Source organism: Shigella sonnei, from assembly GCF_002950395.1.
Lineage (GTDB): Bacteria > Pseudomonadota > Gammaproteobacteria > Enterobacterales > Enterobacteriaceae > ECMA0423.
In genome coordinates, this window is sequence record NZ_CP026802.1 from 1,330,017 (window position 1) to 1,349,876 (window position 19,860).

Here is a 19,860-nt window from a genome sequence, read left to right on the forward strand (position 1 = left end):
TTAACCAATAGCCGTGATTTGGCTGCCAGTTATTTAGCAGAGACGTTGATGAGTTTATCCCGGTAAACAACACGCACGGTTGTTTACCGGTCCGTTAGTGTATTAATTGAGCTCCTGTACCCCACCACCGGAGACGGTGAGAATTTGTCCGCTTACCCAGCTCGCAGCAGGCGAGCAAAGGAACAGCGCTGCGTTAGCAATATCTTGCGGTTGGCCCAGACGTCTGATCGGCGTGTGCTGTAACATTTTTTGTTCAATTTCTGGTGTAATAACGGATTTCAGGGCATCGGTTAATATTGCCCCCGGCGCAATGCCATTTACCCGAATATTTTTTTCACCCAGGTCAAACGCCATATTTCTGACCAGATGACTGGCTGCAGCTTTAGATGATGCATAGGAAGTCATGTTTATATTTTTATTTTCTGCCGCCATAGAAGTGATGGTCAGAATAACGCCACCGCCATTTTTTTCCATTTCTGGCGCAACAAGTTGTGACAGATGGAAAAAAGAAAACACATTCAGTTCATAAGCACGGCGAAAATCCGCCATTGGCATATCAAACGGTTTAGGTCCACCGCCACCGGCGTTGTTAACCAGAATATCAACTTTACCCAGCTTACTGATAGCAAAGTCTGCCAGTGCAGAGAGTTCCTGTTCGGAAGTAATATCACAACGGCAGGCAAATGCCTGACCACCCAGTTGTTGAATTTCGTCTACAACATGGTTAGCTGCGTCGGCGTTAATATCACTGACCACCACAGATGCGCCAGCTGTCGCGAATGTAATGGCGATTTCTTTACCAATACCTGCACCCGCACCTGTGATGATGGCGCATTTTCCGTCGAGTGAGGTGTACTGGCAATAGCGGACACTACCATTTGTTCTTTTTTTAAGCAGCCATCTGATGATATTTTTCCCTGAAGGCTGCCGGGGAGATATTCCCCAGACGAGAGTGACGACGCTGACGATTGTAGAAAATCTCAATGTATTCCCGTATTACTGAGATGGCTTCATCCCGGTTATTAAAACGATAGTGGCTCAGGCTCTCATTTTTCAGCGTTCCCCAGAAGCTTTCCATCGGAGCGTTGTCGTAACAGTTACCTTTACGCGACATTGATGTTTTCAGACCAAACTGCTCCTGTATGACCCGGTAATCGTATGCGCAGTACTGTGAACCTCGATCAGAGTGGTGGATTAGCCCGGCAGGTGGGCGCTGGCTCCTGAGCGCCATAAACAGGGCTTTACCTGTCAGCTCTTTTGTCATGCGCTCTCCCATGGCGTAGCCGACAATTTCGCACGTATAAACATCTTTGATGCCAGCGAGGTACAACCATCCCTCCTGTGTGGCAACATACGTCAGGTCCGCCACCCAGACCTGATTTGGTGCTGTAGGAGCGAACGTCTGGTTCAGCAGATTTGGCGCAACTGGCAGATTGTGGTTCGAGTTCGTAGTCGCTCTGAACTTGCGTTTCTGCTTACAGCGTAGCCTTAGCTCCTTACGAAGACGTGCCAGTCGGTCACGACCAACGATGATGCCATTCTCTGCCAGCTCCGTCTGGAGCCGCCGGGTTCCATATGTTTCGCGAGTGCGGATATGTGCCACCTTAATCTCCAGTTTTAGCCGCTCATCACTTTGTTTTCTGTCTGAGGGTTCATGCTGTACCCAGTTGTAATAACCGCTCCTGGATACACCAAATACCTGACACATCGCTTCAATGGGAAATTGTTGTCGCCATTGTTCGATTAACGCGTATTTTTCAGCGACTCCTGTGCAAAATACGCTGTTGCTTTTTTTAATATATCTCGCTCAAGGCGAGCTTCATTTAACGCCTTACGCAGTTGCAGAATTTCAGATTCCAGTTCAGCCACCGTGCGGGAACCAGGAGTACCGAGCCCTTTTCTGGCGGCGGTAACCCATTGTCCTAAAGTGCCTTCAGGAAGAGATAATCGGGAAGCGCCTTCACTGATCGAAAGTTGATTTTCAAGAACCGTTCTGACAGCTTCGGCTTTGAACTCTTTAGAGTAACGTTGGGTTTTTCTGCTCATTATTAGCTCCTTCTGATGCCATTCTATTTCAGGAAGGAGTGTCCGTTAAACTCAGGCTACCTCAGAGTCTCAAGTTGTCAGAATTAAACACATAAACCTCCTGTGAACTTCAGTAAAAATAAAAGGCACCGCCTGTGTGTAATGCCAGTCAGTTAAGCAACTGACTGGCTCTTTTTCGGGGCTGTGGGGTATTTCCAGGGCCTCTCCTTTACCACTCTCGGGAAGGCCCTTTCCCTTCTCGTCGGTAATTTCACAAGTTGTCCCATACTTGCAAGATCGCGCATCAGCTCCGGTATACGTCCCGGTGAAGCGCCCTGCAATGTCATCAGCATTCTCATCACCATTCCGCATGATTCTGAGAAACTCAGTTGATTCGGCCAGTAACCTTTCAGATGTTCCGCCATTTTAATCATCTGATATCTCACCAGATTATAAGCCAGTAAGACACCCCACAGCTCTTGCTCCACAAGCTCCGGCTTTTTACTTCTCAGCGTCAGCCTGCTCAGTTGCATCGTCTGTTTTATCTCCCTGTATCCCAGTTCGATTTCCCAGCGATGACTGTACAGATCCGCCATTTCTCCTCCGGGGAAGCGCATGGCGTCCGTCATCGACGTCAGCAGATGGCAGACTTTTCCTTTGCGCGTCACGGTCAGCAGGCGGGCTGTCACTTCATTTCCCAGTCCCGGCCACTTTTTTCGTGCCTGCGGGCTGGTTTTCAGCTTCACCAGATGATCGCCTTTACCCAGTTTTCTGAGCTCTTCATATTGCGCTCCCTTTCTGAGAGGTATCATCCAGTGGCGGTGTTCTCCCGCCAGGCTCCAGGCATTTAACAGTCCCAGTGAGTAATAACCTTTATCCATTAACGTCAGAGTGTTATCGCCGGTTTGTTCTATAAGTTGCTCAGCAAGCTCATTTTCGCTGTTCTTCATCGTGCCGAAGGCTGCAGCCGTCAGCAGATGGCTGGTCAGTTCCATCTGGCAGACCATTTTGACCTGCGGGTAGAGCGCCGGGTTCCCGGCATGTGTCTGGCGGGGGAAGGCTGCATCGTTCTCTAGTGTATCCGGTGTGCGCCAGAACACACCATCGATGGCCAGCAGGGTCAGGCCGCACCAGTGCGGATGCGGCGTGGCGTTATGCCAGAGCTGCGCTGTTTTCGTGAACACGCGGCGGACAGCCTCACTTCCCAGGCGCTGGCGGGCCTGAATAATGGCACTGGGGGCAACGAAGGGGCGATTGCCCGGCAGCATGATGTCCAGGCGATTCACAATCTGGTGAAGAGGTTCTTTACGCTCAAGCGCCATGCCAACAATACACCAGACCATCATTTCGAGGGGAAGACGGCGCTTGCGTAGCGTTACAGTACCTGATTCGGCAAGGCAACGAGAGATGAGTTCGGGGTCGAGGTAATCCCCCAGAGAAGTCAGTGGGTTACGCAGAGAATCGTAACGGGATACCAGATCAAGAGCCTGTCCAATGTGCATAAAAAAATCCGGAAACAAGTGAGCGTTTCCGGATTCTTACACAGCCACTGGATCGGTCAACTGATCCTTAACTGATCGGCATTACACCGCCTGTGTGCCACATTTTTTATCATTAACCTTGAGGAAAGGACACTACCAGGTATAGCAGATAAAGAGAGGATTATTTCGCTGCAATGAGCCGGGCGGGAATAATAAGATTGCGTGAATGCGTCTCTTCATGGGTGATTTTTTGCATCATGCGATCCGCAAGTGTGGTACCAAGTTCCCGCGCAGGCGTGCTGGCCCAGGTAACGGGTATATCATCAAGTGTGGTTGGTGTCGCATCGGTAAATGCCGCCAGCGAAACTTGTTGCTCAAAGTAACGATCGACTCCGCTTTCCCCGCTTTGCCGCCCTGCTTTCAGCAAACCAAACCATGCCCCCATCGCAATAGTTTCGTTATAGCAAACCACAGCACTGATGGTCGGGTTATGACGTAAAAGCGCCGTGATAGCTTCCGCGGCTTGCTTCTGGCTGGATGTGCACTCCAGCACCCAATCGCTGTGAAACGGCAGGCCAAATTTTAGTAGAGTTGCACAATAGCCTCCCACCCGTTCTGCCCGGGTTAATGAGGAACTTTGCCCTCCCAGCCAGGCGATCCGCTGATGCCCATTGCGAATGAGATGCTCCGTCAACAACTGTGCAGCCTGCATGTTGTCCGGGCGAACCGTATCAACATCATCAAGATAACTGGCACGGGAAGCGAAAATCACCGGGATAGCTTTTTCTTCTGCCATCCGTCGCAGGTCATCGCTGCTTCCTGCAGCCCCGGCAATTACCACACCATCGACACCCTGATTCAGTAACAGTGAAAACCGCTGTGCCAGCTGCTCGCCGTCTTTACCGCCGTGAAGCAAAAAAACCATCCGTCCCTGCGCTTCCAGAGCTTCCGTCAATCCGGCCGTCAATTCGGCGTAAAACGGCGCAGATAAATCACGGACGATCAAACCAATGACGCCGCTTTGCCCGCCGCGCAGCGCCGACGCCTGGCGATTGCGCACAAATCCCAGCTCTTCAATGGCGGCGTTAACGCGTTCTCCTGTGGCGGTAGAGATTCGCCCTTTGCCACTAAGCACCAGCGAAACGGTACTTACCGACACGCCCGCAGCCAGCGCAACATCATGAATGGTTATTTTTTTGGCGGTAGCCATGCAGATGACCTACTCCCTGATTATGTGACAGATAAAACGTTTTACCTTTTATTTATCTTATACCCGCTATTATCGTTGCGTAATGTGATTTATGCTTCACTAAAATTTGATAAAACGTTTTATCTTCTCGCGCAATTTACTGAATCCAGATTGTTCTCTACGAGGAGTCGTTTTATGACGGCGAAAACAGCACCGAAAGTCACGCTGTGGGAGTTCTTCCAGCAGTTAGGCAAAACCTTCATGTTACCCGTGGCATTATTGTCGTTCTGCGGCATTATGCTCGGCATTGGTAGTTCTCTTAGTAGCCACGATGTCATCACCCTGATCCCGGTCCTGGGCAACCCCGTGTTGCAGGCTATCTTTACCTGGATGAGTAAGATTGGCTCGTTTGCTTTTAGTTTCCTGCCAGTCATGTTCTGTATCGCCATCCCGCTGGGTCTGGCACGCGAAAACAAAGGCGTAGCGGCATTCGCTGGCTTCGTCGGTTATGCGGTAATGAACCTCGCGGTAAACTTCTGGTTGACCAATAAAGGCATTCTGCCAACCACGGACGCCGCGGTTCTGAAAGCCAATAACATCCAGAGCATTCTTGGGATCCAGTCGATCGACACCGGGATCCTCGGTGCGGTGATCGCCGGTATTATCGTCTGGATGCTGCATGAGCGATTCCATAATATCCGCCTGCCGGATGCGCTTGCATTCTTCGGCGGTACGCGCTTCGTACCAATCATCTCCTCGCTGGTGATGGGCCTTGTCGGCCTGGTGATTCCATTAGTCTGGCCGATTTTCGCGATGGGTATTAGCGGCTTGGGCCATATGATAAACAGCGCGGGTGATTTCGGACCGATGCTGTTTGGTACCGGTGAACGTCTGCTGTTGCCGTTTGGTCTGCATCACATTCTGGTGGCATTAATTCGCTTTACCGACGCAGGCGGCACGCAGGAAGTCTGCGGTCAAACCGTCAGCGGCGCATTGACCATCTTCCAGGCGCAATTGAGTTGCCCGACCACTCACGGTTTTTCTGAAAGCGCCACGCGTTTCCTTTCGCAAGGCAAAATGCCTGCGTTTCTCGGCGGTCTGCCAGGTGCAGCGTTAGCGATGTATCACTGCGCGCGCCCGGAAAATCGCCATAAAATTAAAGGGCTGCTGATTTCTGGCCTGATCGCCTGTGTCGTTGGCGGCACGACCGAACCGCTGGAATTCCTGTTCCTGTTCGTGGCGCCAGTTCTGTATGTCATCCACGCGCTGTTAACCGGCCTCGGCTTCACTGTCATGTCTGTGCTCGGCGTCACCATCGGTAATACCGACGGCAATATCATCGACTTCGTGGTGTTCGGTATTTTGCATGGTCTGTCAACCAAGTGGTACATGGTGCCAGTGGTGGCGGCAATCTGGTTTGTCGTTTACTACGTCATCTTCCGTTTCGCTATCACCCGCTTCAATCTGAAAACCCCGGGGCGCGATAGCGAAGTGGCCAGTTCAATCGAAAAAGCCGTTGCCGGTGCGCCGGGTAAATCAGGTTACAACGTTCCGGCAATCCTCGAAGCCTTAGGCGGTGCCGACAATATTGTTAGCCTCGATAACTGCATTACCCGTCTGCGTTTGTCTGTGAAAGATATGTCGCTTGTTAATGTGCAGGCACTGAAGGACAATCGGGCAATTGGCGTAGTACAACTTAATCAACATAACCTGCAGGTTGTTATCGGGCCACAAGTTCAGTCAGTAAAAGATGAAATGGCCGGTCTGATGCATACTGTCCAGGCATAAGGATAAGATATGTTCGATTTTTCAAAGGTCGTGGATCGTCATGGCACATGGTGTACACAGTGGGATTATGTCGCTGACCGTTTCGGCACTGCTGACCTGTTACCGTTCACGATTTCAGACATGGATTTTGCCACTGCCCCCTGCATTATCGAGGCGCTGAATCAGCGCCTGATGCACGGCGTATTTGGCTACAGCCGCTGGAAAAACGATGAGTTTCTCGCGGCTATTGCCCACTGGTTTTCCACCCAGCATTACACCGCAATTGATACGCAGACGGTGGTGTATGGCCCTTCTGTCATCTATATGGTTTCAGAACTGATTCGTCAGTGGTCTGAAACAGGTGAAGGCGTGGTGATCCACACGCCCGCCTATGACGCATTTTACAAGGCCATTGAAGGTAACCAGCGCACAGTAATGCCCGTTGCTTTAGAGAAGCAGGCTGACGGCTGGTTTTGCGATATGGGCAAGCTGGAAGCCGTTTTGGCGAAACCAGAATGTAAAATTATGCTCCTGTGTAGCCCACAGAATCCTACCGGGAAAGTGTGGACGTGCGATGAGCTGGAGATCATGGCTGACCTGTGCGAGCGTCATGATGTGCGGGTTATTTCCGATGAAATCCATATGGATATGGTCTGGGGCGAGCAGCCGCATATTCCCTGGAGTAATGTGGCGCGGGGAGACTGGGCGTTGCTGACGTCGGGATCGAAAAGTTTCAATATTCCCGCGCTGACCGGTGCTTACGGGATTATAGAAAATAGCAGCAGCCGTGATGCCTATTTATCGGCACTGAAAGGACGTGATGGGCTTTCTTCCCCTTCGGTACTGGCGTTAACTGCCCATATCGCCGCCTATCAGCAAGGTGCACCGTGGCTGGATGCCTTACGCGTCTATCTGAAAGATAACCTGACGTATATCTCAGATAAAATGAACGCCGCGTTTCCTGAACTCAACTGGCAGATCCCGCAATCCACTTATCTGGCCTGGCTTGATCTACGTCCGTTGAATATTGACGACAACGCGTTGCAAAAAGCGCTTATCGAGCAAGAAAAAGTCGCGATCATGCCGGGGTATACCTATGGTGAAGAAGGTCGTGGTTTTGTCCGTCTCAATGCCGGCTGCCCACGTTCGAAACTGGAAAAAGGTGTGGCTGGATTAATAAACGCCATCCGCGCTGTTCGCTAACCCCAATTGCGCAACGTAAAAAATCGTTGCGCAATCGTGGATTTTTACCCTGCTTTGTTTTTATAATGGTGCGCACTTTTATATCCAGAAAAAGAGTGCGACCATGATTGATACCACCCTGCCATTAACTGATATCCATCGCCACCTTGATGGCAACATTCGTCCCCAGACCATTCTTGAACTTGGCCGCCAGTATAATATCTCGCTTCCTGCACAATCCCTGGAAACACTGATTCCCCACGTTCAGGTCATTGCCAACGAACCCGATCTGGTGAGCTTTCTGACCAAACTTGACTGGGGCGTTAAAGTTCTCGCCTCTCTTGATGCCTGCCGCCGCGTGGCATTTGAAAACATTGAAGATGCAGCCCGTAACGGCCTGCACTATGTCGAGCTGCGTTTTTCACCAGGCTACATGGCAATGGCACATCAGCTGCCTGTAGCGGGTGTTGTCGAAGCGGTGATCGATGGCGTACGTGAAGGTTGCCGCACCTTTGGTGTGCAGGCGAAGCTTATCGGCATTATGAGCCGAACCTTCGGCGAAGCCGCCTGTCAGCAAGAGCTGGAGGCCTTTTTAGCCCACCGTGACCAGATTACCGCACTTGATTTAGCTGGTGATGAACTTGGATTCCCGGGAAGTCTGTTCCTTTCTCACTTCAACCGCGCGCGTGATGCGGGCTGGCATATTACCGTCCATGCAGGCGAAGCTGCCGGGCCGGAAAGCATCTGGCAGGCGATTCGTGAACTGGGTGCGGAGCGTATTGGACATGGCGTAAAAGCCATTGAAGATCGGGCGCTGATGGATTTTCTCGCCGAGCAACAAATTGGTATTGAATCCTGTCTGACCTCCAATATTCAGACCAGCACCGTAGCAGAGCTGGCTGCACATCCGCTGAAAACGTTCCTTGAGCATGGCATTCGTGCCAGCATTAACACTGACGATCCCGGCGTACAGGGAGTGGATATCATTCACGAATATACCGTTGCCGCGCCAGCTGCTGGGTTATCCCGTGAGCAAATCCGCCAGGCACAGATTAATGGTCTGGAAATGGCTTTCCTCAGCGCAGAGGAAAAACGCGCACTGCGAGAAAAAGTCGCCGCGAAGTAACAAAAATGGATGGTGCAATTTGCACCATCCATTTTTCACGCAAGGCACAACGTCGCGCGATGTTTGGCGGATTCGATGCCCAGCTCAATCAACTCCATTACCTGGATTGCCTAGCTTGCCGGAACCGGATTTTCACCATCGCCATTTAACGCATCACGAATCGCCGCATAGTAAGCCGGATAATTCCCAGGCACCGTCAACAGCGTTTCTTCGACACGTTCCTCACCTTCCACGCGGGTAAGTACGCCATCACGCATATCGTAGCCCCAGTCTTCCTGCGGCAGACGCTCGCCATTTTTCAGACGTTCTTCCTGTGGATCGAGGCCATATTTCACATAACTGCCTCGGGATCCATGCACGATATACCGTGCTGACTCAGCGGCTGCCAGCATGGTACCGTGTAAAATGACTCGCCGCTGTGGATAGGACAAGATGGCGTGGAAATAATCGGTCGACTGCGCTCCGGGCCGTAACTGTGCCAAATCTACCGTCATGCTGACCGGTAAACCAAATAGCGTAATGGCCTGATCAAGAAGATGCGGTGCTAAATCGTACCAGATACCGCTGCCTGGGCCGCCCTGTTCACGCCAACGATCGCGCACCTGCGGACGGAAGCGGTCAAAATGAGACTCAAAGTAAGCAACTTCACCCAGCACGCCTTCCGCGAGCAAACCTTTTAGCGTCAAGAAATCGCTATCCCAACGACGGTTATGGAATACAGACAGCACACGCCCCAGGCTTTTTGCCAGCGCATCCAGCTCTCGCGCTTGTGACAGTGTCACGGTAAAGGGTTTATCAACGACCACATGTTTACCCGCCTCAAGCGCCGCTTTGGCTAACGGGAAATGGGTATCGTTGGGTGTAGGAATGACAATCAGGTCTATGTTGGGATCGTTAAACAGATGCTTCGGCTCAGAGACAACCGTAACCGTTGGCCAGTCGGCTTTTACTTTTGTTTCATCACTGCTGGAGATTACCGCCAGTTCCAGCCCGGGCGTGCCCGCAATCAGGGGCGCATGGAAGGTTTTGCTCGCATAACCATACCCAATCAACCCAACACGGATGTTGTCGCTCATGTCATTGCCTCTCATTGAAGTATGATGGCTATTTGACACTATCCTTTACCCACGCTCAACAGTTTAATAACCTGCCAGCAATAAGGGATGTTGTTTAACTTAAGTCAAAAAAAATAGCGAATTTTCCAACGACAAAAGCTAAATATCGCAAAAACCTCAGTAAAAATCTTGCTGGAGCTATTATTGCTAAGTAACATTTACCCCCTGAAGTTAATGGATCAATCAAGAGAGATGTGGGCTGTAATGAATCGTCTTATTGAATTAACAGGTTGGATCGTTCTTGTCGTTTCAGTCATTCTTCTTGGCGTGGCGAGTCACATTGACAACTATCAGCCACCTGAACAGAGTGCTTCGGTACAACACAAGTAAGCTCTGCACTTGTGGAGCGACATGCTGCCCGTCCGGGTGCATGTTTTCACTTGTCGGATATTAAACCAGGAATTTATTATCTTGTTCGATGTTGTTGGTGATTGTCAGGGATAGTAAAGCGCGTTACTCTTTTCAGAGCAGTTTTTCATCCCTGAATATTTGCCATCAGCGCATTCTTATTATTGTAATAACACAAGCGTTCACTTTTGGTGAAATTTTATCATCACTCTACCCCTTTGGTATTAATTATTTTATGGACCTTTTATGACTGTTCAGGACTACTTATTAAAATTTCGCAAAATCAGTTCACTCGAAAGTCTGGAAAAACTCTACGACCATCTTAATTACACCCTGACGGACGATCAGGAACTGATCAATATGTATCGTGCTGCCGATCACCGTCGCGCAGAGCTGGTTTCTGGCGGGCGTTTGTTTGACCTCGGCCAGGTACCGAAGTCCGTCTGGCACTATGTCCAATAAAGAAAGTAGCGATCGGTTATAAAAGCCTTATAATAACGCCCCTAAAATTAGATTTGCCTGTTTGCGTCGCTATTCTGGAGAACCTATGACCACCACAACGCCACAACGTATTGGAGGCTGGTTGCTTGGCCCGTTGGCTTGGCTTTTAGTCGCTCTGTTGAGTACGACGCTGGCGTTGTTGCTGTATACCGCTGCGTTATCTTCTCCGCAAACATTTCAAACGCTCGGCGGACAAGCACTGACGACACAAATCTTATGGGGCGTTTCTTTTATTACCGCTATCGCCATGTGGTATTACACACTGTGGTTGACCATCGCTTTCTTTAAACGTCGGCGTTGTGTTCCTAAACACTATATTATCTGGCTGCTTATTTCCGTATTGCTGGCAGTAAAAGCATTCGCTTTTTCACCCGTGGAAGATGGCATAGCCGTTCGCCAGTTGCTGTTTACTTTGTTGGCAACCGCATTGATCGTCCCCTATTTCAAACGCTCGTCGCGGGTAAAAGCGACGTTTGTGAATCCGTAATAACCTTACAGTTAACCTGTTGTCGCCTGCTCTGGATTAACGGATAATAGGCGGCTTTTTTATTTCAGGCCGAAAAATGACTGACTACCTGTTACTGTTTGTCGGAACTGTACTGGTCAATAACTTTGTACTGGTCAAGTTTCTCGGTCTCTGTCCGTTTATGGGGGTTTCCAAAAAACTGGAAACCGCGATGGGCATGGGGCTGGCAACAACGTTTGTGATGACGCTGGCGTCTATTTGCGCCTGGCTTATCGATACGTGGATTTTGATCCCACTTAATCTGATTTACCTGCGCACCCTGGCATTTATTCTGGTGATTGCTGTGGTCGTGCAGTTCACCGAGATGGTGGTGCGCAAAACCAGCCCGGTGCTTTACCGTCTGCTGGGGATTTTTTTGCCGCTTATCACCACCAACTGTGCAGTGCTCGGCGTGGCGTTGCTGAATATCAATCTCGGGCACAATTTCTTGCAGTCGGCGCTGTACGGTTTTTCCGCCGCTGTCGGTTTCTCGCTGGTGATGGTGCTCTTCGCCGCCATCCGCGAACGCCTTGCTGTGGCTGATGTCCCGGCACCTTTTCGCGGTAATGCCATTGCGTTAATTACCGCAGGTCTTATGTCTCTGGCCTTTATGGGCTTTAATGGTTTGGTGAAGTTGTAATGAATGCTATCTGGATTGCCGTTGCCGCCGTGAGCCTGCTGGGCCTGGCGTTTGGCGCCATTCTGGGTTATGCCTCCCGCCGTTTTGCGGTGGAAGACGATCCGGTCGTTGAGAAAATTGACGAAATCTTACCGCAGAGCCAGTGTGGTCAGTGCGGTTATCCCGGCTGTCGCCCCTACGCGGAAGCCATCAGCTGTAACGGTGAAAAAATCAACCGTTGCGCCCCAGGTGGCGAAGCTGTGATGCTAAAAATTGCCGAGTTGCTTAATGTCGAGCCGCAGCCGCTGGATGGCGAAGCGCAAGAGCTAACGCCTGCGCGGATGGTGGCGGTTATTGATGAAAATAACTGTATTGGCTGCACTAAATGTATTCAGGCTTGTCCGGTAGACGCCATCGTTGGCGCTACCCGTGCCATGCATACGGTAATGAGTGATCTCTGTACGGGCTGCAATTTATGTGTTGATCCGTGCCCGACGCACTGCATCTCGTTGCAACCGGTCGCAGAAACACCTGACTCCTGGAAATGGGATCTGAACACCATTCCCGTGCGTATCATTCCCGTGGAACACCATGCTTAAGTTATTCTCTGCATTCAGAAAAAATAAAATCTGGGATTTCAACGGCGGCATCCATCCACCGGAGATGAAAACCCAGTCCAACGGTACACCCCTGCGCCAGGTACCACTGGCGCAGCGTTTTGTTATTCCACTGAAACAGCATATTGGCGCTGAAGGTGAGTTGTGCGTTAGCGTCGGCGATAAAGTATTGCGCGGCCAGCCGCTTACCCGTGGTCGCGGCAAAATGCTGCCTGTTCACGCGCCCACCTCGGGTACCGTTACGGCTATTGCGCCCCACTCTACGGCTCATCCTTCAGCTTTAGCTGAATTAAGCGTGATTATTGATGCCGATGGTGAAGACTGCTGGATCCCGCGCGACGGCTGGGCCGATTATCGCACTCGCAGTCGCGAAGAGTTAATCGAGCGCATACATCAGTTTGGTGTTGCCGGGCTGGGCGGTGCAGGATTCCCGACAGGCGTTAAATTGCAGGGTGGCGGAGATAAGATTGAAACGTTGATTATCAACGCGGCTGAGTGCGAGCCGTACATTACCGCCGATGACCGTTTGATGCAGGATTGCGCGGCTCAGGTCGTAGAGGGTATTCGCATTCTTGCGCATATTCTGCAGCCACGCGAAATTCTTATCGGCATTGAAGATAACAAACCGCAGGCGATTTCCATGCTGCGCGCGGTGCTGGCGGACTCTAACGATATTTCTCTGCGGGTGATTCCAACCAAATATCCTTCTGGCGGTGCTAAACAATTAACCTACATTCTGACCGGGAAGCAGGTTCCACATGGCGGGCGTTCATCCGATATCGGCGTATTAATGCAAAACGTCGGCACTGCTTATGCAGTGAAACGTGCCGTTATTGATGGCGAGCCGATTACCGAGCGTGTTGTAACCCTGACTGGCGAAGCAATCGCTCGCCCGGGCAACGTCTGGGCACGGCTGGGGACGCCAGTGCGTCATTTATTGAATGATGCCGGATTCTGCCCCTCTGCCGATCAAATGGTGATTATGGGTGGCCCGCTAATGGGCTTTACCTTGCCATGGCTGGATGTCCCGGTCGTAAAGATTACCAACTGTCTGTTGGCTCCCTCTGCCAATGAACTTGGCGAACCACAGGAAGAACAAAGCTGCATCCGGTGTAGCGCCTGTGCTGACGCCTGCCCTGCGGATCTTTTGCCGCAACAGTTGTACTGGTTCAGCAAAGGTCAGCAACACGATAAAGCTACCACGCATAACATTGCTGATTGCATTGAATGTGGGGCTTGCGCGTGGGTTTGCCCGAGCAATATTCCCCTGGTGCAATATTTCCGTCAGGAAAAAGCTGAAATTGCGGCTATTCGTCAGGAAGAAAAGCGCGCCGCAGAAGCCAAAGCGCGTTTCGAAGCGCGCCAGGCTCGTCTGGAGCGCGAAAAAGCGGCTCGCCTTGAACGACATAAGAGCGCAGCCGTTCAACCTGCAGCCAAAGATAAAGATGCGATTGCTGCCGCTCTGGCGCGGGTGAAAGAGAAACAGGCCCAGGCTACACAGCCTATTGTGATTAAAGCGGGCGAACGCCCGGATAACAGTGCAATTATTGCAGCACGGGAAGCCCGTAAAGCGCAAGCCAGAGCGAAACAGGCAGAACTGCAGCAAACTAACGACGCAGCAACCGTTGCTGATCCACGTAAAACTGCCGTTGAAGCAGCTATCGCCCGCGCCAAAGCGCGCAAGCTGGAACAGCAACAGGCTAATGCGGAACCAGAAGAACAGGTCGATCCGCGCAAAGCCGCCGTCGAAGCCGCTATTGCCCGTGCCAAAGCGCGCAAGCTGGAACAGCAACAGGCTAATGCGGAACCAGAAGAACAGGTCGATCCGCGCAAAGCCGCCGTCGAAGCCGCTATTGCCCGTGCCAAAGCGCGCAAGCTGGAACAGCAACAGACTAACGCAGAACCAGAAGAACAGGTTGATCCGCGCAAAGCCGCCGTCGAAGCCGCTATTGCCCGAGCCAAAGCGCGCAAACTGGAACAGCAACAGGCTAATGCGGAACCAGAAGAACAGGTTGATCCGCGCAAAGCCGCCGTCGAAGCCGCTATTGCCCGTGCCAAAGCGCGCAAGCTGGAACAGCAACAGACTAACGCAGAACCAGAAGAACAGGTTGATCCGCGCAAAGCGGCAGTTGCCGCGGCTATTGCCCGCGCTCAGGCCAAAAAAGCCGCCCAGCAGAAGGTTGTAAACGAGGACTAAATGGTATTCAGAATAGCTAGCTCCCCTTATACCCATAACCAGCGCCAGACATCGCGCATTATGCTGTTGGTGTTGCTCGCAGCCGTGCCAGGAATCGCAGCGCAACTGTGGTTTTTTGGTTGGGGTACTCTCGTTCAGATCCTGTTGGCATCGGTTAGTACTCTGTTAGCCGAAGCTCTCGTACTCAAACTACGCAAGCAGTCGGTAGCCGCAACGTTGAAAGATAACTCAGCATTGCTGACAGGCTTATTGCTGGCGGTAAGTATTCCCCCCCTCGCGCCATGGTGGATGGTCGTGCTGGGTACGGTGTTTGCGGTGATCATCGCTAAACAGTTGTATGGCGGTCTGGGGCAAAACCCGTTTAATCCGGCAATGATTGGTTATGTGGTCTTACTGATCTCCTTCCCGGTGCAGATGACCAGCTGGTTACCGCCACATGAAATTGCGGTCAACATCCCTGGTTTTATCGACGCCATACAGGTTATTTTCAGCGGGCATACCGCCAGTGGTGGTGATATGAACACACTACGCTTAGGTATTGATGGCATTAGTCAGGCGACACCGCTGGATACATTTAAAACCTCTGTCCGTGCCGGTCATTCGGTTGAACAGATTATGCAATATCCGATCTACAGCGGTATTCTGGCGGGCGCTGGTTGGCAATGGGTAAATCTCGCCTGGCTGGCTGGCGGCCTGTGGTTGCTATGGCAGAAAGCGATTCGCTGGCATATTCCCCTCAGCTTCTTAGTAACGCTGGCGTTATGCGCAACGTTGGGCTGGTTGTTCTCACCAGAAACACTGGCAGCACCGCAAATTCATCTGCTGTCTGGTGCGACCATGCTCGGCGCATTCTTTATTTTGACTGACCCGGTTACCGCTTCTACGACCAATCGTGGTCGTCTTATTTTCGGCGCGCTTGCGGGCTTATTAGTCTGGTTGATCCGCAGTTTCGGCGGCTATCCTGACGGCGTGGCTTTTGCCGTCCTGCTGGCGAACATCACGGTTCCTCTGATCGATTACTACACGCGTCCGCGCGTCTACGGCCATCGCAAAGGGTAAACCATGCTGAAAACTATCCGAAAACACGGCATTACGTTAGCGCTATTTGCAGCGGGTTCAACAGGGTTAACTGCGGCCATCAACCAGATGACCAAAACGACGATTGCTGAACAGGCCAGTCTGCAACAAAAGGCATTATTTGATCAGGTGCTGCCAGCCGAACGCTATAACAATACGCTGGCACAGAGTTGCTATCTGGTAACTGCGCCAGAGTTAGGTAAAGGTGAGCATCGGGTTTACATCGCCAAACAGGATGACAAACCGGTAGCCGCCGTTCTGGAAGCAACCGCGCCAGATGGCTATTCCGGTGCGATTCAGCTGCTGGTGGGAGCCGATTTTAACGGCACGGTACTTGGCACGCGCGTGACAGAGCACCACGAAACGCCAGGGCTTGGCGATAAAATCGAACTGCGCCTTTCTGACTGGATCACCCATTTTGCGGGTAAAAAAATCAGTGGTGCGGATGATGCGCACTGGGCGGTGAAGAAAGATGGTGGTGATTTCGACCAGTTCACCGGCGCGACGATTACTCCCCGCGCGGTGGTTAATGCGGTAAAACGCGCCGGATTGTACGCTCAGACGTTACCGGCACAACTTTCTCAACTTCCTGCCTGTGGAGAATAAAGCGTGAGCGAAATTAAAGACGTTATTGTTCAGGGGTTGTGGAAAAACAACTCTGCGCTGGTCCAGTTGCTCGGCCTTTGTCCTCTGTTGGCGGTCACGTCCACTGCCACTAACGCTCTGGGTTTAGGACTTGCGACTACGCTGGTACTGACGCTGACCAACCTGACCATTTCGACGCTGCGTCACTGGACGCCAGCCGAGATCCGCATTCCCATTTACGTGATGATCATCGCCTCGGTGGTCAGCGCTGTACAGATGCTGATCAACGCCTACGCCTTTGGCCTGTATCAATCATTAGGGATTTTTATTCCGCTGATTGTCACTAACTGTATCGTTGTGGGCCGCGCTGAAGCCTTCGCCGCCAAAAAAGGTCCGGCGCTTTCGGCACTGGACGGCTTTTCAATTGGTATGGGCGCAACCTGCGCCATGTTCGTGCTGGGTTCACTACGCGAAATTATCGGCAATGGCACATTGTTTGACGGTGCAGATGCGCTGTTAGGTAGCTGGGCAAAAGTATTACGCGTGGAGATTTTCCACACCGACTCCCCTTTCCTGCTGGCGATGCTGCCACCAGGTGCATTTATTGGCCTGGGACTGATGCTGGCAGGAAAATACCTGATTGATGAAAGAATGAAAAAGCGCCGTACTGAAGCAGCTGCCGAACGTGCATTGCCAAACGGTGAAACAGGGAATGTCTGATGAACAAAGCAAAACGCCTGGAGATCCTCACTCGCCTGCGTGAGAACAATCCTCATCCCACCACCGAGCTTAATTTCAGTTCGCCTTTTGAATTGCTGATTGCCGTACTGCTTTCCGCTCAGGCGACCGATGTCAGTGTTAATAAGGCGACGGCGAAACTTTACCCGGTGGCGAATACGCCTGCAGCGATGCTTGAACTGGGCGTTGAAGGGGTTAAAACCTATATCAAAACGATTGGGCTTTATAACAGCAAAGCAGAAAATATCATCAAAACCTGCCGTATCTTACTGGAGCAGCATAATGGCGAGGTTCCGGAAGATCGTGCTGCGCTTGAAGCCCTGCCCGGCGTAGGTCGTAAAACAGCCAACGTCGTATTAAACACTGCATTCGGCTGGCCGACTATTGCTGTCGACACGCACATTTTCCGCGTTTGTAATCGTACTCAATTTGCGCCGGGGAAAAACGTCGAACAGGTAGAAGAAAAGCTACTGAAAGTGGTTCCGGCAGAGTTTAAAGTCGACTGCCACCATTGGTTGATCCTGCACGGGCGTTATACCTGCATTGCCCGCAAGCCCCGCTGTGGCTCTTGTATTATTGAAGATCTTTGTGAATACAAAGAGAAAGTTGACATCTGAAGAAAAGGGGTAACACCGATTACCCCATTGATAACCTTTCTTTATCCTCTTTTAAAACATCTTTTTAACGTGAATGATGCCATTGCTTAGCGTTATCATCAGGTAATCCGTTTGCGGATAACCAAAAATGCAGGTTAATTGTTTTTTTAATAGCGAAATTTTCTATTCATTCGTGATCAAGATCACGATGCTGTCGCAATGTAAAAACATTGCAAGAATCAGGTTAAAATAATTTAAATTTACACACGCAACAAATATTGACCTACAAAACATTACACTGGCTATTTTTCAGAAACTGGACTATCTCACTAGTAAAAACGCCAAATAGCAGAACATATCGCCGTTAAGCCATCACCCCCCCTCTCAGTGCAGTGAAAAAATCTGCCATTACGTTTTTTGAAAAATTTAACGCTGGATAACATTTCCCGGAATGGTTGAATTCCCCGCCTCAGTTATATGTAACAGATTATTACAAAGGACTTGTCTGAAAGTGCAAGATAGTGAACATTACCTGCCGTTTCCCCTCCCACTATAACAATTGCGCGTATGTTTTTTAGACATAACGCGAGAAAGCCCCCCCGTTAATATGGGATGTAAAAAAAGAGGTAAAAGTGTCCACTGCAAACCAAAAACCAACTGAAAGCGTCAGTTTGAACGCTTTCAAACAACCGAAGGCGTTCTATCTCATCTTCTCGATTGAGTTATGGGAACGTTTTGGTTATTACGGCCTACAAGGAATTATGGCTGTTTACCTGGTTAAACAACTGGGTATGTCTGAAGCGGATTCAATCACCCTTTTCTCTTCCTTTAGTGCCCTGGTTTATGGTCTGGTCGCTATCGGCGGCTGGTTAGGTGACAAGGTACTGGGTACTAAACGCGTAATTATGCTCGGCGCTATTGTGCTGGCGATTGGTTATGCTCTGGTTGCCTGGTCTGGTCACGACGCCGGTATCGTTTATATGGGTATGGCGGCTATTGCGGTCGGTAACGGCCTGTTTAAAGCTAACCCATCTTCTCTGCTTTCTACATGCTATGAGAAAAACGACCCGCGTCTGGACGGTGCATTCACCATGTACTACATGTCCGTCAACATCGGCTCTTTCTTCTCTATGATTGCTACGCCGTGGCTGGCCGCGAAATACGGCTGGAGTGTTGCGTTTGCGTTGAGCGTTGTAGGCCTGCTGATCACTATCGTTAACTTCGCCTTCTGCCAACGCTGGGTTAAACAGTACGGTTCAAAACCAGACTTCGAGCCTATCAACTACCGTAACCTGCTGCTGACCATTATTGGTGTTGTGGCACTGATCGCTATCGCCACCTGGCTGCTGCACAATCAGGAAGTTGCGCGTATGGCGCTGGGCGTTGTTGCCTTCGGTATCGTGGTTATCTTCGGTAAAGAAGCCTTCGCGATGAAAGGTGCTGCGCGTCGTAAAATGATCGTTGCCTTCATCCTGATGCTCGAAGCCATTATCTTCTTCGTGCTGTACAGCCAGATGCCAACGTCACTGAACTTCTTTGCGATTCGTAACGTTGAGCACTCCATTCTGGGTCTGGCCGTAGAACCTGAGCAGTATCAGGCACTGAACCCGTTCTGGATCATCATCGGTAGTCCGATTCTGGCCGCTATCTATAACAAGATGGGCGATACCCTGCCGATGCCAACCAAGTTTGCAATCGGCATGGTGATGTGTTCTGGTGCGTTCCTGATTCTGCCGCTGGGTGCGAAATTCGCGTCTGACGCTGGTATCGTGTCTGTAAGCTGGCTGGTCGCAAGCTATGGCCTGCAGAGCATCGGGGAACTGATGATCTCTGGTCTGGGTCTGGCAATGGTTGCACAACTCGTTCCGCAGCGTCTGATGGGCTTCATTATGGGTAGCTGGTTCCTGACCACTGCCGGTGCAAACCTGATTGGTGGTTATGTTGCGGGTATGATGGCTGTGCCGGATAACGTTACCGACCCGCTGATGTCACTGGAAGTTTATGGTCGCGTATTCTTGCAGATTGGTGTCGCTACTGCCATTATTGCAGTACTGATGCTGCTGACCGCGCCTAAACTGCACCGTATGACGCAGGATGACGCTGCAGACAAAGCGGCGAAAGCTGCTGTAGCGTAAAATTCAGGGAAACTCTTTTACAAGCCGCTAACTTTTCGTTAGCGGCTTTTTTTTGTT

The 19,860-nt window shown here is 51.0% G+C and carries 18 protein-coding genes and 1 pseudogene; 14 read left to right on the top strand and 5 right to left on the bottom strand.

Translation table 11 applies throughout. The annotated features are described in order from the left end of the window. Window positions 1–102: 102 nt before the first annotated feature. From hdhA to malI, 4 genes are all read right to left on the bottom strand, one after another. Window positions 103–897, bottom strand: a complete 795-nt coding sequence (hdhA, locus tag C1P89_RS07045) for a 7-alpha-hydroxysteroid dehydrogenase (protein ID WP_049801001.1) — start codon at window positions 895–897, stop codon at window positions 103–105. Next, a protein-coding gene (locus tag C1P89_RS07050) for an IS3-like element IS600 family transposase (protein ID WP_085948186.1) occupies window positions 890–2,046 on the bottom strand; the annotation gives its coding sequence in 2 pieces (ribosomal slippage) (window positions 890–1,797 and window positions 1,797–2,046; 1,158 coding nt in all). Before C1P89_RS07050 ends, hdhA begins: the two co-directional genes overlap by 8 nt. 152 nt (window positions 2,047–2,198) lie before the next feature. After that, the gene (locus C1P89_RS07055; RefSeq protein WP_243666941.1) at window positions 2,199–3,545 is read right to left on the bottom strand and encodes an IS4-like element IS4 family transposase; all 1,347 of its coding nucleotides are present in this window, start codon (window positions 3,543–3,545) and stop codon (window positions 2,199–2,201) included. Window positions 3,546–3,687: 142 nt separating this feature from the next. After that, window positions 3,688–4,716 (bottom strand): mal regulon transcriptional regulator MalI, encoded by a 1,029-nt coding sequence (gene malI, locus C1P89_RS07060; RefSeq protein WP_000179513.1) that lies wholly within the window; start codon window positions 4,714–4,716, stop codon window positions 3,688–3,690. Window positions 4,717–4,890: 174 nt separating this feature from the next. Between malI and malX the strand changes: the two genes are divergently transcribed. From malX to add, 3 genes are all read left to right on the top strand, one after another. Beyond that, window positions 4,891–6,483, top strand: coding sequence for a PTS maltose transporter subunit IICB (gene malX, locus C1P89_RS07065; protein WP_000125609.1), 1,593 nt, complete (start codon window positions 4,891–4,893; stop codon window positions 6,481–6,483). A 9-nt stretch (window positions 6,484–6,492) separates the two neighbouring features. Beyond that, window positions 6,493–7,665, top strand: coding sequence for a bifunctional maltose regulon transcriptional repressor/cystathionine beta-lyase MalY (gene malY / locus C1P89_RS07070; protein WP_000459410.1), 1,173 nt, complete (start codon window positions 6,493–6,495; stop codon window positions 7,663–7,665). 103 nt (window positions 7,666–7,768) lie between these two features. Next, entirely contained in the window at window positions 7,769–8,770 is a 1,002-nt protein-coding gene (add, locus tag C1P89_RS07075; RefSeq protein WP_000567513.1) for an adenosine deaminase, read from the top strand. A 35-nt stretch (window positions 8,771–8,805) separates the two neighbouring features. Here add and C1P89_RS07080 read toward each other — a convergent pair. Continuing rightward, a pseudogene (locus tag C1P89_RS07080) lies at window positions 8,806–9,846 on the bottom strand (oxidoreductase). Between the two features lie 243 nt (window positions 9,847–10,089). On the opposite strand from C1P89_RS07080, the gene blr reads away from it, so the two are divergent. From blr to dtpA, 11 genes are all read left to right on the top strand, one after another. Continuing rightward, a complete protein-coding gene (blr, locus tag C1P89_RS07085; protein ID WP_001300888.1) occupies window positions 10,090–10,215 on the top strand; it encodes a division septum protein Blr in 126 nt (41 codons plus the stop codon). A gap of 264 nt (window positions 10,216–10,479) precedes the next feature. After that, entirely contained in the window at window positions 10,480–10,695 is a 216-nt protein-coding gene (gene ydgT / locus C1P89_RS07090) for a transcription modulator YdgT (protein WP_000217950.1), read from the top strand. Between the two features lie 85 nt (window positions 10,696–10,780). Then, entirely contained in the window at window positions 10,781–11,221 is a 441-nt protein-coding gene (locus C1P89_RS07095; RefSeq protein WP_000214176.1) for a DUF2569 domain-containing protein, read from the top strand. A gap of 76 nt (window positions 11,222–11,297) precedes the next feature. Further along, window positions 11,298–11,879 (top strand): electron transport complex subunit RsxA, encoded by a 582-nt coding sequence (rsxA, locus tag C1P89_RS07100; protein ID WP_000133192.1) that lies wholly within the window; start codon window positions 11,298–11,300, stop codon window positions 11,877–11,879. Continuing rightward, complete coding sequence (gene rsxB / locus C1P89_RS07105; RefSeq protein WP_000991809.1) at window positions 11,879–12,457, top strand: electron transport complex subunit RsxB; 579 nt, start codon at window positions 11,879–11,881, stop codon at window positions 12,455–12,457. Before rsxA ends, rsxB begins: the two co-directional genes overlap by 1 nt. Then, window positions 12,450–14,672 carry an electron transport complex subunit RsxC gene (gene rsxC, locus C1P89_RS07110; RefSeq protein WP_000915765.1) on the top strand — a complete coding sequence of 741 codons (2,223 nt, stop codon included), beginning with the start codon at window positions 12,450–12,452 and terminating at the stop codon, window positions 14,670–14,672. The genes rsxB and rsxC overlap by 8 nt, the downstream gene beginning before the upstream one ends. Continuing rightward, window positions 14,673–15,731 carry an electron transport complex subunit RsxD gene (gene rsxD / locus C1P89_RS07115; RefSeq protein WP_000231955.1) on the top strand — a complete coding sequence of 353 codons (1,059 nt, stop codon included), beginning with the start codon at window positions 14,673–14,675 and terminating at the stop codon, window positions 15,729–15,731. It abuts the gene before it with no gap. Between the two features lie 3 nt (window positions 15,732–15,734). After that, on the top strand, window positions 15,735–16,355 hold the full coding sequence (rsxG, locus tag C1P89_RS07120) for an electron transport complex subunit RsxG (protein ID WP_000920806.1): 621 nt from the start codon (window positions 15,735–15,737) through the stop codon (window positions 16,353–16,355). A gap of 3 nt (window positions 16,356–16,358) precedes the next feature. Beyond that, complete coding sequence (rsxE, locus tag C1P89_RS07125; protein WP_001289657.1) at window positions 16,359–17,054, top strand: electron transport complex subunit RsxE; 696 nt, start codon at window positions 16,359–16,361, stop codon at window positions 17,052–17,054. Continuing rightward, the gene (gene nth / locus C1P89_RS07130; RefSeq protein WP_001030339.1) at window positions 17,054–17,689 is read left to right on the top strand and encodes an endonuclease III; all 636 of its coding nucleotides are present in this window, start codon (window positions 17,054–17,056) and stop codon (window positions 17,687–17,689) included. The genes rsxE and nth overlap by 1 nt, the downstream gene beginning before the upstream one ends. Window positions 17,690–18,300: 611 nt before the next feature. Further along, window positions 18,301–19,803, top strand: coding sequence for a dipeptide/tripeptide permease DtpA (gene dtpA, locus C1P89_RS07135; RefSeq protein WP_000100931.1), 1,503 nt, complete (start codon window positions 18,301–18,303; stop codon window positions 19,801–19,803). Window positions 19,804–19,860: the final 57 nt, after the last annotated feature.